Source organism: Amazonocrinis nigriterrae CENA67 (genome assembly GCF_016056305.1).
In the GTDB taxonomy this organism is placed as follows: Bacteria; Cyanobacteriota; Cyanobacteriia; order Cyanobacteriales; family Nostocaceae; genus Amazonocrinis; species Amazonocrinis nigriterrae.
Genome location: NZ_JAECZC010000011.1, coordinates 106,180 through 119,752, shown reverse-complemented (window position 1 = coordinate 119,752; position 13,573 = coordinate 106,180). Strand labels below are relative to the sequence as shown.

At 39.7% G+C, this 13,573-nt stretch carries 11 protein-coding genes; 6 read left to right on the top strand and 5 right to left on the bottom strand.

Annotation, left to right across the window (positions count from 1 at the left end; genetic code table 11):
* Positions 1–304 precede the first annotated feature (304 nt).
* Positions 305–700 (top strand): hypothetical protein, encoded by a 396-nt coding sequence (locus tag I8748_RS09180; protein ID WP_198124310.1) that lies wholly within the window; start codon positions 305–307, stop codon positions 698–700.
* Between the two features lie 212 nt (positions 701–912).
* Here I8748_RS09180 and I8748_RS09175 read toward each other — a convergent pair whose 3' ends face one another.
* From I8748_RS09175 to I8748_RS09165, 3 genes are all read right to left on the bottom strand, one after another.
* The gene (locus I8748_RS09175; RefSeq protein ID WP_225896366.1) at positions 913–5,820 is read right to left on the bottom strand and encodes a response regulator; all 4,908 of its coding nucleotides are present in this window, start codon (positions 5,818–5,820) and stop codon (positions 913–915) included.
* A 232-nt stretch (positions 5,821–6,052) separates the two neighbouring features.
* Entirely contained in the window at positions 6,053–6,283 is a 231-nt protein-coding gene (gene sipA / locus I8748_RS09170; RefSeq protein WP_198124309.1) for a regulatory protein SipA, read from the bottom strand.
* 361 nt (positions 6,284–6,644) lie between these two features.
* Positions 6,645–7,151, bottom strand: coding sequence for a Spy/CpxP family protein refolding chaperone (locus I8748_RS09165; protein ID WP_198124308.1), 507 nt, complete (start codon positions 7,149–7,151; stop codon positions 6,645–6,647).
* A 411-nt stretch (positions 7,152–7,562) separates the two neighbouring features.
* Here I8748_RS09165 and I8748_RS09160 point away from each other — a divergent pair, with 411 nt between their 5' ends.
* Both I8748_RS09160 and I8748_RS09155 read left to right on the top strand, forming a co-directional pair.
* Positions 7,563–8,828 (top strand): sensor histidine kinase, encoded by a 1,266-nt coding sequence (locus I8748_RS09160; RefSeq protein ID WP_198124307.1) that lies wholly within the window; start codon positions 7,563–7,565, stop codon positions 8,826–8,828.
* Positions 8,828–9,490, top strand: coding sequence for a response regulator (locus I8748_RS09155; RefSeq protein WP_198124315.1), 663 nt, complete (start codon positions 8,828–8,830; stop codon positions 9,488–9,490). Before I8748_RS09160 ends, I8748_RS09155 begins: the two co-directional genes overlap by 1 nt.
* Positions 9,491–9,603: 113 nt before the next feature.
* On the opposite strand, the gene I8748_RS09150 is transcribed toward I8748_RS09155, so the two are convergent.
* Both I8748_RS09150 and I8748_RS09145 read right to left on the bottom strand, forming a co-directional pair.
* Positions 9,604–9,828: a hypothetical protein gene (locus I8748_RS09150; RefSeq protein WP_225896365.1), complete on the bottom strand. Its 225-nt coding sequence runs from the start codon at positions 9,826–9,828 to the stop codon at positions 9,604–9,606.
* Positions 9,829–9,859: 31 nt separating this feature from the next.
* A complete protein-coding gene (locus I8748_RS09145; protein ID WP_198124306.1) occupies positions 9,860–10,285 on the bottom strand; it encodes a nucleoside deaminase in 426 nt (141 codons plus the stop codon).
* A 91-nt stretch (positions 10,286–10,376) separates the two neighbouring features.
* On the opposite strand from I8748_RS09145, the gene I8748_RS09140 reads away from it, so the two are divergent.
* From I8748_RS09140 to I8748_RS09130, 3 genes are all read left to right on the top strand, one after another.
* Complete coding sequence (locus tag I8748_RS09140; RefSeq protein ID WP_198124305.1) at positions 10,377–11,174, top strand: ion transporter; 798 nt, start codon at positions 10,377–10,379, stop codon at positions 11,172–11,174.
* A gap of 272 nt (positions 11,175–11,446) precedes the next feature.
* Positions 11,447–12,430 (top strand): TIGR04222 domain-containing membrane protein, encoded by a 984-nt coding sequence (locus I8748_RS09135; protein WP_198124304.1) that lies wholly within the window; start codon positions 11,447–11,449, stop codon positions 12,428–12,430.
* Positions 12,431–12,564: 134 nt separating this feature from the next.
* Positions 12,565–13,572 carry a TIGR04222 domain-containing membrane protein gene (locus I8748_RS09130; RefSeq protein WP_198124303.1) on the top strand — a complete coding sequence of 336 codons (1,008 nt, stop codon included), beginning with the start codon at positions 12,565–12,567 and terminating at the stop codon, positions 13,570–13,572.
* Position 13,573: the final 1 nt, after the last annotated feature.

The following is a 13,573-nucleotide window of genomic DNA, read 5'->3' as shown; positions in this document are numbered from 1 at the left end:
CCCTCATCCCCCTCATCCCCCCAGTCCCCTCTATCGCAGGTTTCATCACGGAGATATGCCTTTTGTTAGAAGGATAATCGCTTTATTTACCGTTAATCTGTATTTGGATTCAAAAGAGTTAATTGGCTAATGATAGGTAGGATTTTTACCAGATTTCATCACTAACCTATAATTCCATTCACTATGCTAATTGCAAAAATAAACAAAACTAACTGAGTTTTCTCGTGCATTAGCTAAATTTGGAATTAGCCAATTATTTCTCCAAACTGGTAAAAGCATCAACAAAGAACAATGGAGTATTGGCATGTTAAATTTATTTTCTAGGACAAATGCTTACATCAGTTCCTTACTTAATAGTCTTCAAGTAAAGCGTTTTTTTGCTGTTGTCCTAGTTGGTGTTTTAGTGCTGACAACAAATGTTGATCTCAGAAACAATGACAAATCCTTGGGTGAGAGAGTTCGTGAAAAGGTAGAACAAAATGATGCCCAAAGACCGAAAACAACAGGACAGTGGTTTAAAGATGCGAGAGAAACCGAAGACTCTCCTGGTGAAAGACTACAGAGAATTGGGCAACAGTCAGGAGAAGCTTTTAAAGAATTTGGTTCAGGTTACGTAAAGGGCGCCAAGGAAACTGCTAAAGATGTACGCGATAGTGCAGCACAGGCAGGCGAAGATATCTCTAACCAAGTTCGACGCTAAATAGTTGCTGATCTTGAATCCTTTGTGTCTTTGTGTCTTTTGTGGTACTTTAATTTTTTAACACAAAGGTGAGGCAGCGCGTTGCGGAGCCAGTTGCGTGGGCGGGTTTCCCGACTTGAGCAAACTGGCGTGAGGTTTCCTCCGTTGTAGCGACTGCCGTCACAAAGACACAAAGAGATGTTGCTAATTGTCACCTACAATCAAATTCTTTGCTATTGACTTTTGATTAAAAATTCTTGAATGCGTTTGAGAAACTCTTCTAAATCTGAGATTAAGTTAGTAGTACCTTGATACTCTCGGTTATGAGCTAGTTTTTCTAGTTTTTCTGCGGTCAGTTGCATAAATGTAGCTCCAACGTTGGCACTAGCACCTTTGATTTGATGGGCTTCTTTGGCTAATTGCTGAAAGTCGTTTGCAGCGATCGCAGTTTTGGTTAACTCTATATGCTCTTGAATATCTTCAACAAATATCTGCAATAGATCTAATTCAAATTCTGGGTCATTGTCTGACATTTCATGTAGGCGTTCCCAATTAATTGGTAAATCAACTGCATCTACATTTACTGTGGCAACTGTCTGGTCAAAGCTAACTGCCTCTGGCGTAGACAATATAAAACTTGCCCAATATTCTAGCGCTGCTAGTAATTTTTCTTTGATGATTGGCTTACTTAAATAGTCGTCCATTCCAGCATCTAGACACATTTGTTTATCTTCTTTCATGGCATTAGCTGTCATCGCAATCACCACTGGGCGACGATGACTAGCAAAACGGTTTTCTTCCCATGAATGAATTGCTTTTGTGGTTTCCAAACCATCAAGAATGGGCATTTGGCAATCCATGAGAATCAAATCGTAAGGTTTTTTTTCTAATAGCTGCAAAACTTCTTGCCCATTGGCAGCAACATCGGCACCATAGCCCATGCTTTGAAGTTGCTTTAAGGCTACTTTCTGATTTACGAGATTATCTTCAGCTAGCAAAATTCTTAACTTGGGCTGCAAAAAACAGGAATCAACACAAATATCATCGCTGCTATATTCTAAATTTTTCACTCCTGCCTCCTGCCTCCTGCTTTTTGGGTTTACTACTTTGTCATCTCGGCAACAACCCTTTGGGTTGGCCACTTTGCCATCTTGGCAACAGCCAAGAGGGTAAGTAAACTCACTAAGACAGCAAGTGGACTCACCTCCTACTTTCTGCTTTCTGCCCTTGGGGTACTCTTCTCCTTCAAAGACGCTAACACGTAGCTTGCTTAAGCGTAGGGGTACGAGAACCCCTACGGGGAACGCCACTTTGCCATCTGGCAACAAGCCAAGATGGCAAGTGGACTCACCTCCTGCCTCCTCTTCTAGCTGGGTTCCCAAAATAGTCATGATGGAATCGAGGAGTCGGGATGCTTTCACAGGTTTGACCAAATAACTGGCAAATCCTGTATTTAATGAGCGTTGTGCTGACTCTCTTTGATTGGTGGTGGTCAGCAAAACCAAAGGTATAAAAGCGATCGCAGAATTGGCTTTAATTTGCGCTACCAATGTTATGCCATCCATGTCTGGCATTTGCATGTCAATCAAAGCTAAATCATAAGGCATTTTCTGCTCTACAGCCATCTGCATCGCTTTGAGGGCTGTAGCAGCAGAAGCTGCTTCATCAACTAGTACCCCCCAACGGCTAGCTTGATGCTGGATGATTTTACGATTAGCAGCGTTATCATCCACCACTAACATACGTCTATTACGTAAAAGTCCGCCATCATCGATTGCAGAAACAGGGTGAAGTTGTTTGTTGAAAGTAATCTCAAACCAAAATTTAGATCCTTTCCCCAAACTACTTTCTACTCCAATTTCTCCTTTCATTAAGTTTACTAGTTGTTTGCAAATAGCTAATCCCAAACCTGTACCGCCATACTTGCGGGTGGTGGAGGCATCTAGTTGAGTAAATGGCGTAAAGAGTTTACCTTGGTCTTCTAGAGTAATACCAAGACCGGTATCGGTGACAGCAAAGTGAATAGTTGCAGTGGTGGGAGTTTGCGATCGCAATTCGGCTCGTAACACTACTTCGCCATCACTGGTAAATTTGATGGCATTACTGAGCAAGTTCATGAGGATTTGCCGCAAGCGTCCAGCATCTCCTTGTAGTTGGGTGGGAACATTGCGATAAATCAATCCTGCAATTTCTAATCCTTTATTGTGAGCTGGGGGAGCCAATAATTCTAAAACTTCTTCGACACAGGTAGATAAGTCAAAATCTAGAGTTTCTAAACTCATCTCCCCAGCCTCAAGTTTGGACAAATCCAAAATTTCGTTGATCAGGCTTAATAAAGCATCTCCACTAATGCGAATTGTTCCCATGAAATCCCGTTGTTCGGCGTTAAGGGGAGTTTCTAACATCAAATCGGTCATCCCTAACACCGCATTCATCGGAGTTCTGATTTCATGACTCATGTTAGCCAAAAAGGCGCTTTTGGTTCTAGAAGCTAATTCAGCTTGCTGACGGGCAATTTCGAGTTCTCGCCGTTGTTGAGTTTCTGCATCTAACATCTGGGCTTGGGCTAAGGCAATACCTACTTGGTCAGCTATTTGCCGCAACAGATGAGTTTCAAAGCTAGACCATTGGCGAGAACTGCCGCACTGATGCACAATCAACAAACCACAGAGTTCTTCTTTGACCAAAATCGGCACAACCAAATTAGACTTGACTCCAAACTGTTGCAGAAATTTCATGTGGCTTTTTTTAACTGCAACTATATCTGACTCAGTGAAACCCAAATTGCGTGTTTGCCGATATTGCTGTAGATAATACTGCTGTATATATTCTGCTCGTAGATAAGAATCAGTCATTTTTTGCTCTTTAATGGCCAGCCAGCCTGAAACTACTGCCTCAACAACAGTGCTTGCAGATCTATCTGGCAAAGGTTGATAGATCAAAACGCGATCGCTGTGGAGAATCTTTTGTACTTCCTTAACAGTAATTTGGAAAATTTCTGTGATTTGCAGAGACTGGCGAATCTTCAAGGTGATTTCCGTAAACAGTTGCGATCGCAAGTTTTGGCGTTGAATTTCTTCTTCTGCTTGTTTGCGTTCGATAAACTGCCCCACTTGCTCACCAATAGAATTCATAATTTTGGCTAAATTTTGGTCAGGTTGCAGGATTTTATGACTAAAACATGCAATCACACCGACGATTTTTTTACCACTACGAATAGGAAAAGCGAAAGCACCGTGCAATCCTGCTTCAGCAGCAATTTGAGAGCGGATAAAGTTGCTATCTTCAACAACATTACTCATCCAAACAGCTTCACCACTAGCCCAAACTCGACCAGGTAATCCCATTCCTGGAGCAAATGTGGTTTGCCGACTTAGTATTTCAAACTCTTGCATTTCCAAAGAGATTTTATACCACATGTCGAGAAAACGTAGGAGATTTGCTTGCTGATCAACCATCCAAATTTCACTTAAATCCCATGCCAAACTCTCGCAGATTCCTTGGAGAATTCGGGGCATGGCTTCGAGGATTGTGGTAGACTCTGCTAAAACACGAGTAACGGTATATTGTGCCGTTAATTGCTGTTGTGAGCGTTTGCGATCGCTGATATCAATACCAGTGCAAATAATGTATTCTACTGAACCTTCATAGTCTTTTAAAACTGTGTTTGACCATGCAATTAGTCGTTGATTGCCATCTTTAGTTAGCCAGTAATTTTCATATCCTTTAGGGCCTTGACCAGTTCGCAATTGTTCAAACACTGCTTTTACGGACTTCACCTCTTCGGGAAGTAACAACAAATTCCATACATACCTACCCCTGACCTCATCAAATGAGTAACCTGTTATTTGCTCACAAGCGTGATTGAAGCGCACGATTTGACCTTGGGCGTCGAGAACGATTACCAAGGCGCTGGCTGTATCTAAAACTGCCGAAATAAAGTTACGTTCTTTGTTGAGTGTCTCCTCTGTGAATTTGCGCTCAGTCACCTCACGATAGATGAGATAGTAGACTATGGTCAGAATTAGAAAACTGGCAAAAATAGCGATCGCAGTTGTCAAAATTGAGTTTTCAGCACTGTCTTTTGCTACTTCTGACTGTTGCTCAAGCAAAGCCTTTTCCTGACCCTGCATCTCATAAATTAGTTCATGGATAATATCCATGCGATTTTCACTCTTATTTTTCAGCAATATTTGCAATGCTGCTGAAAATCCCTTGTTTTGGCGCAACTCAACAGTTTGCTTGAGTTCAGTTAGTTTGGCTACTATTAACAATTTCAGTATGTCGAATTGCTGTTGTCTGGGTTTATCTAATTTTAAATTCCTCAGTTCCTCAATTTTGCGATCAACTTCCACAACTGCTATCTCATATGCTTTGAGATCGCGTTCTTCTCCAGTGAGGATATAACTTCGTTGTTCAGTCTCAGCATCCTTCATGAGGGACAGCAGTTCTTCGAGACTATTAATTTGGTTTTGGGTTTTTTTAACTTGATTGCTAGTATTAATCAATACCCTTGTGTTTTGATAAGAAACCACACCAATTAGAATTAAAATTGCCAACGCTAACCCAAAACCTCCAGCAACCTTTTTGAAGAATTGCCGACGTACCTTTTGTACCTGTTTGCGTTCATTGTTCACCAGTACCAAACTAGCTAAGTTACGCCGCAGTTCTAATTGTTTGATGACTTGGTGGCCCAAAATTCGTAATGCTTCGACCTGTTCTAAAGAAAGGTTTCGTGGTACATAATCAATTACACAAAGCGTTCCTAATGCATATCCTTCAGCATTAGTCAATGGTACACCAGCATAAAACCTGATATTGGGATCAGAGGTCACCAACGGGTTTGTGGCAAACCGTTGATCAGATGTTGCATCAGGCACAATCAAAACTTCAGATTGCAGAATCGCATGGGTGCAAAATGCAATATCACGAGGTGTTTCTAATGCTTCCAAACCGACTTTAGACTTGAACCACTGGCGGTTAGTATCAATGAGGCTGATTAAAGCGATGGGAGTACCGCAAATATACGAAGCTAAACGAGTGAGATCATCAAAGGCAGCTTCAGATGGAGTATCGAGGATCTTATAGTCTAAAAGACTTTTAATTCTCTCTGGTTCGTTATCAGATAGTGGTGCTTTCATCCTTAAGCCTTATCCAGGGCTAAAGTCGTGATTGGAGATAAATAGATATGTTTAAATTAATACGCGATGACAACTTATTCTGTCAAAAAGTCCTTAAAACTTCATGGAATGGGAATTGGGGATTGGGAATTGGGAATGGGGAATTGGGAATTGAGTAAAAATTTCCTCTGCTCCCTATGCTCCCATGCTCCCCATCTCCCCTGCTCCCCATCTCCCCTGCTTTGAAAGCTCCCTAACCAGGAGGGGTGTCTGTGCTTTCAATGTATTGGCTATCTAAAAGAAAGGTTCCTTTAGCAAAGCGGATACCCCAATATCCTCCAGGACGACGGTCAACGACTATACCCTCTTCACCAGTATTAATCACATCTGGGGGGCGTAACATTGGCATGGGATCTGCTGTTTTCACGTAGGGCGGTAGTGCCACAACACGCACTTTACTACCGATGGCGAATTCCTTGGACATGCTAAAAAAGCTAGAAGTTATGATTAACTCATAATCATAACTCCTAACTTTTACTAGAGCGTTGAAAAAATCAGGGTTTCAAAGCCTCTCTCCCTATGGGGAGAAGAATGGAAGCGGGGTTTTTTATATCCGTTGAACTCACCTTAATTTTATTGTCAAAAAGGGAAAAGAAAGGAGATTGAACTTTGTCTCCTTTCCATATTCTGCAAGAAGTCTATGAAATCTTTACTATGGAAAATAATACTTGTACAGTCCTGTTTAACTTTTAGCTAAAAAGATTACACCAGCGCATACAACAAGATAGATAACACTTTTCATAGAAATATCGCGTTAGACTTCAATGCTGTGTTTTAATGCTAGATTAATTACTCTGTTGATTTTGTTGGCGTTGTTGGTGGCGCTGTCTCGCATTTTCTTGGAATTGCTTGAGTTTCGCTTGCTGTTCAGGAGTCAGGACTGCTTGAATTTGTTGTCTTGATGATTCCCGAATTTGTCGTATTTGGTCTTTCTGTGCTTGGGTTAGATTCAATTCTGCAAAGTTCTTCCAAGGGCCTTGGCGTTGGCCTGTTGGACGTTGGCCTGCTTGGCGTTGGGCCCGACGTGCTTCAAAAGCCGCTTTTAACTTTTCTTTTTGTTCTGGGGTGAAAACTGCTTCAATTTGGGCGCGTGTATTGCGTCGAATTTGCTGAATTTGGGCTTTTTGTGCATCTGTTAAATCCAGATTTTTCCAAGGGCCCCTTTGTTTTTTCGCTGTTTGTGCAACTAGCAGAGGTGAAGAAGAAGCTGTTTGTGCTTGAACAACAAAAGAAGTTGCTGTTAAAGTGAGAGCGATCGCTCCTGCTATCAATGATAATACCTTCAGTTTCATTTACTACCTCGTGATTGCTTCCTGGTTGGATGTCACCATCATAGAAATTCACGCCCAGCAATCACATGAGGAGAAAGTCACGTTTACACCCATGACTTTAGTCATAATTCAGTTTTGGTCAATGTGACTGATAATTGTTAAAAGATAGTAGTGAAGAGTTAGGACGAACACAAGGTTTTGTAAAACTACACAAGTTAGAGTTATGAAAATTTTATCAAAAAATTTACGTGAAATTACATACTTGATAAATTGCCTCTACATGTAAATAAGGGTTTCAGCTATTGTTTGCCTAAATTCTAATTAATTACATAAGTTTTGTAATATTTACTTACTCGTCATTACTAATTAATAAGTCATAACTCCTAACTCCTAACTCCTAACTCTTAACTCTTAAATCAAGGGCAGCAGCTTATGAGTCTTCCATTTAAAATTAAAAAGCATCCTTTTCCTTCTCTGCTTTATTTGGAATGGATACTACTGGCGATCGCTGTATTGCCAATCATTTTATCACCCTCGTCACCACGATTTCGCTACAAACATTCAGAAGTTTCTATTTGCAGTATTTTTCCTGAACTGTCATTTTGCGGTATCTTACCTGAACTGTCATTTTTTAGTCTGATTATTTTTGCATTAATGGGTTTAAGATTGCCCACTAAAAACAAGATAACAAAGATAATCTATACAGCCAGTGAAATTATCTTGATTTCCATCACTGGTTTAGTGGGTGGGAGATTTTCTCGCCCTTTCCCCTTTCTCTACATCATTTTAGTTGCTCGCAGTTGCCTAATTTTTGAATTACCTGGGCGTTTGATAGTTACCTGCCTATCGTTTATCTTATCTTTATCAACTACACAACTCAAATATCAATTATTCAATTATCAATCAATACAACAAGGACAAGAACGCTTTCGGTTTTTGAGTTTAAACTGGACACTAACATTTGGCTTGAGTTTAGTTTTTGTATTGTTGATGATGAATGCTGTTTTATCTGAACGGCAGAGTCGAGAAAGGCTGGCTAGTGCTAACGAAAAACTCCGCCAATACGCGATGCAAATTGAAAATCAAGCTACCTTAGAAGAACGTAATCGCATTGCTCGTGAAATTCATGATTCTCTCGGACACTCTTTAACAGCATTAAATCTGCAATTAGAAACTGCTTTGAAACTTTGGCAATCTAATCCAAACAAAGCGCAAACATTTTTAGCAAGAGCAAAAGAACTCGGTTCTAATGCACTCAAAGATGTTCGTCAATCTGTTTCGACTATGCGTTCTCATCCCTTGCAAGAAAAATCTTTAGAACAAGCAATTGCTATTCTTCTAGAAGATTTTTATCGTTCAACGGGAATTTCACCTATTTGTAGAATCACAATTGATTATAATATTCCCATAGAAATTAGTACGGCTGTTTACCGCATTATCCAAGAATCCTTGACAAATATTGCTAAACATGGAAATGCTACAGAGGTGAAACTGGAATTAATTACAATCACAGGTAGTTTATGGTTAATGATTCAAGATAATGGTAAAGGTTTTAATTTAAAACAAAATACCACAGGATTTGGTTTACAAAGTATGCGCGATCGCACCTTAGCACTAGGTGGTGAATTTAATATTCATAGTGCGCCTGGTTCTGGTTGCCAAATTATAGTTGATATTCCCTTACCAAGGTTGAGATGATGATTAAATTGTTACTTGTAGATGACCAAAGTTTAATTCGCCAAGGATTAAAAGCATTATTAGAATTAGAACCAGATATAGAAGTTGCAGGAGAGGCAGAAAATGGTGAAAATGCCATTGATTTAGTTGAACAATTGCAGCCAGATGTCGTATTAATGGATATCAGAATGCCCGTCATGGATGGAGTTGCAGCCACACGGGAAATTCAAAAACGTTTTGTCGGAGTTAAAATCTTAGTCTTAACTACCTTTGATGATGATGCATATGTAACAGCAGCATTGCAGAATGGGGCAATAGGTTATTTACTAAAAGATACACCTTCAGAAGAATTAGCTGTTGCTATTCGTGCAGTTTATAAAGGTTATACACAACTAGGGCCAGGAATTGTGAAAAAACTTTTGACTCAGTTCTCCACTATGCCATCAACCCAAGCGACATCTGTACCATCTAATTTAGCTGAACTCACTCCTAGAGAAAAAGAAGTTTTACGATTAATTGCTACAGGCGCTAGTAACCGCGAAATTGCTCAACAACTCTATATCTCTGAAGGGACAGTAAAAAATCATGTGACTAATATTTTAAATAGATTAGATTTGCGCGATCGCACTCAAGCTGCTATTATCGCCAACACATTTTTATCCTATTTAAATGAACCTAGCTGAAAATGCAAATCTGCTATATTCTACGTTTGTCTAAGAGTAGAAATTACTTGATCAGTGATGTCTTTCCCACCTCTAAAATTAGTAAAAAGACATTGAATTGTATATATTATTCCCTAAGGTATACCCCACCAACCTAAAAAGAATGAAATAAATATAAATGGCAGCCTTTTTTTTAGGCTATTTTCACCAGCTTTAATAAAGTGAATTTCAGAACTCCGTTTAAACGTTAAAATTATTATAGAAAAGCAGTAAGGAAAAATGACAAACTTTGCACCCTTTGTGATTTCTTTGTTTACTTCTTCCACAGTCATTCCTTCTAAGCCAATTATTTTTGGCATTTTTCCTTCACTTGCTGTTACAAAATATAAGTTATTTAAACAAAGCTAAACACTCTTCTCTCAATACTCCTTGAGTCACCTTAATATTTCTAAATGACTTAGCTATCACTTCTTCACAAGCAATATTAATCTGCGACTGATTAGCCGAGATTAAATCTTGAATTGAAGCGCCATATACAATTTCTGATAAACCTGTCCAAACACAAGCAGCTGCACACATTGGACAAGGTTCACCAGTAGTGTATATGCTATAACCTTCTAAAGAAAGGTTTTGAAGTTTAGCTGTTAAACTGCGAATAACATTGATTTCTGCATGGGCAGATGGATCATTGTCTCTAATCACAGTATTATATGCGACGGCAACAACTTCGTCATCCTTAACAATAACGGCACCGTAGGGGCCATCACCTTTTTTTGCTTCTGCTAGTGCTAAGCGCATAAAATATTCTTGGTTCATGTTCGTTGGGAGTAGAAAAAGATAATGGTTAATAGTATCGCATTAGCAATGTTACTTATGGCAGCTGATTAAAATTACTGAATAGGTACATATGCTATTAAGCAGACAACAAACAGAATTTTACTTAACAGACTTAGAAACACCAGTGGGTAAAGCGATTAACTTAGTTATTGCCGGACTGGTTCTACTATCATCAGGAATTTTTGTGGCTGAAACTTATAATATTCCTGATACTGTCCGGTTTCAGTTGGATTTGATTGATACTACTATCTTGATCATTTTTGCAGTAGAGTATGTAATTCGCTTGTGGAGTGCAGAAAATAAAATTAAATATATTTTTAGCTTTTATGCCATTATTGACTTAATGGCAATGTTGCCCTATTTCATAGGATTAGTAGATATTAGCTTTATCCGCATCCTGCGTTGGTTCAGGATTTTACGCCTAATCAGGTTTATAGATAAAAAATTTTTATTAGACGGAATTACTAGCGAAGATACCATCATATTCTCAAGGATATTATTTACTTTATTTGCAATTATTTTTGTTTTTTCTGGCTTAATTTATCAAGTTGAGCATCCTGTTAATCCTAAAGTTTACAGTACTTTCTTGGATGCTTTTTATTTCTCTGTCGTGACAATGACAACTGTGGGATTTGGTGATATTACACCAATTTCTGAATTAGGTCGTCTACTCACAGTTTTGATGATTTTGACAGGTGTGGCACTAGTTCCTTGGCAAGTTGGTGATTTAATTAAGCGATTGGTGAAAAATACCAATCAGATAGAAACAGTTTGTTCTGGTTGTGGTTTAGCTTTTCATGATGCTGATGCAGGGTTTTGTAAAAGATGTGGAACTAAGTTGTCTAGTAGCGCTTCACGTAATTCGTAATTACTGTAAATAAATTTTAAGTAGGGTGCGTTATGGACTAACGTCTATAACGCATCAAAGTGATGGTGCGGCGCTTGGCGACAACACACCCTACTAAATAACTGACTATTTTCATAAAAATGCAAAATTACATCGTTTATAACAATAAGGGTTTCAGCTATTGCTTGCATAATTCCTGTACTTTTCAAAAATAGTTTTCCGAAAAGGCTGAAATTGGTATTGTAGCAAGCTACTAGGGAAACCCATCCAAAGCCAAAAAGGAATATTAAGTGATGGATAAGCTACTGCTTGGTATCTTGGCTATGTTGCTAGTTGTGGTGATAAGCAACCCCACAGCTAACCCAATTGCTAACATGTATGGGCCTTTGTTTTTGCTGTTTTATGCCTTTGTTATCGTTGTCACTTTGATAGTTTGTGGATGGGGTATGCAGGGTGACTCGACAGCAAAACTACCATTACCATCGGTTCCAACCAACCCTGATCCTTATGAAATTGCTTATTTACGCGGCGGAGAAAATGAGGTTACGCGGCTAGCCGTTTTTGATTTAATTCAGCGTCGTTACTTGGAAATTGATGGAAAGAACCTTAAACAACCACTTAGTCGTCCTGATGTGAACACTTTAACATCAATAGAACGCGAGGTATTGGATGGGTTTTTGTACTCACGCAAGGCTAGTGAAATATTCCAGTCATCCTTACCTGGAAAGGTAAAGCAGCATTGTACTGTTTATGAACAACGACTCCAAAATGAGCAATTATTATTCCCAAACACAAGCAAACAATTTGTGAAACGTCTTTGTTTCATAGGGACATTGATAATTTTGGGCTTGGGTGGTTACAAACTAATAGCAGCCCTAGCGACTGGACATAGCAATGTGATGTTTCTTGTAATCATTGGCATCTTCTCACAAATAATTCTTTTATGTGTTTGCCAGACACCACGACTCAGCCAACGGGGAAAAGCTTATTTACAGCGACTACAAAACACATTTGAAGGACTCAAAAAACAGGTTTCAACTGTTCAACTAAATGCAACAGACTCCAATATATTATTGCCTTTAGCGGTATTTGGTATTTCGATACTAGTAGGTAGCCCCTATGCTGAGTTTGAAAAGATGTTCCATGTGGCAGCAGCAAACGCTAGTACCAGTTTTAGCGGTGGTGTTAGTTCCTGTGGTAGCGGTAGTTCCTGCGGTGGCGGTGACGGTGGTGGCGGCGGCTGTGGTGGTGGCTGTGGCGGCTGCGGTGGCGGATAAAAATTAGTGTGTGCTATAATACTGTAGTTAAGTAAATTAACTTGAGAAAGCCAAATGTTCTAAAAAAACGCTGCAAACATTGAGACATTTAATTTCTCGTATTTTCAGTAATTTCCTAACAAGGAGTCAAAGCAATGGATGCATTTCTGCATAATCCGATCGCAGATATGTACGGGCCAGACTTTCTACTGTTTTATAGCTTTGTGATTGGTGTAACGATAGTAATTTGCCGAGAGTTAATCCAAGATCCAACCAAAAATCAGCCTCTACCATTAATTTCTGAAAAACCAGACCCCTACGAAATCGCTTATTTGCGTTCCCAAGAAGCAGGAGTTGCCCATGTGGCATTATTTGATTTGATTGTGGAAGATTATTTGCAAGTCAGTAAACAGTCGATCATAAAAGCAGCAAATCCTCCCCAGACATTTGATCTCCACCCAATAGAACAGCAGGTGTTTGATAAGTTTTCTGCTGCTTCCACAGCTAAGGCTGCTGTTGAGTTGGCAAGTCAGACTGTGCAACCATTCTGCCATGTCTATGAAGAACAGTTGCAAAATGAACAACTGCTGTATGACAGCAAATGGCATGAATGGAATATTAAAGTTGGCTTAATTGGGGCGATGATTATCTTCAGCTTAGGCGGTTATAAGCTACTCATCGCTTTGGGAAAGGGACGCTATAACGTGGGTTTTTTGATTGCAATGGGTGTCCTCTCCATTATCTTTCTTTTGTGCTTAGTTAGCAGGCGATCGCACCTCAGCCATCGGGGGAAAAGATATCTGCAACAACTCCAACAAACATTCGCCCAACTGAAGAATAAAGTAAGGTTTAGCAACCCTTCTGTATATGACTACAATTTGGTGGTGGCAATCTTTGGCGTTCAAGCTTTGGCTGGAACCTCCTACGACTCTTACTACAAAGCATTCTTTCGCACATACACAAGGTCGTCTAGGAGTTCATCTAGTAGCAGTTCTTGTAGTAGTAGCAGTTCTTGTAGTAGTAGCAGTTCTTGTAGTAGCAGCAGTTCTTGTAGTAGCGGCAGTTCTTCTAGCAGCAGTTCTTGTAGTAGCGGCAGTTCTTGTAGTAGTGGCAGTTCTTGCGGTAGCAGTTGTGGCGGTGGTTGTGGCGGCTGTGGAGGCTAAA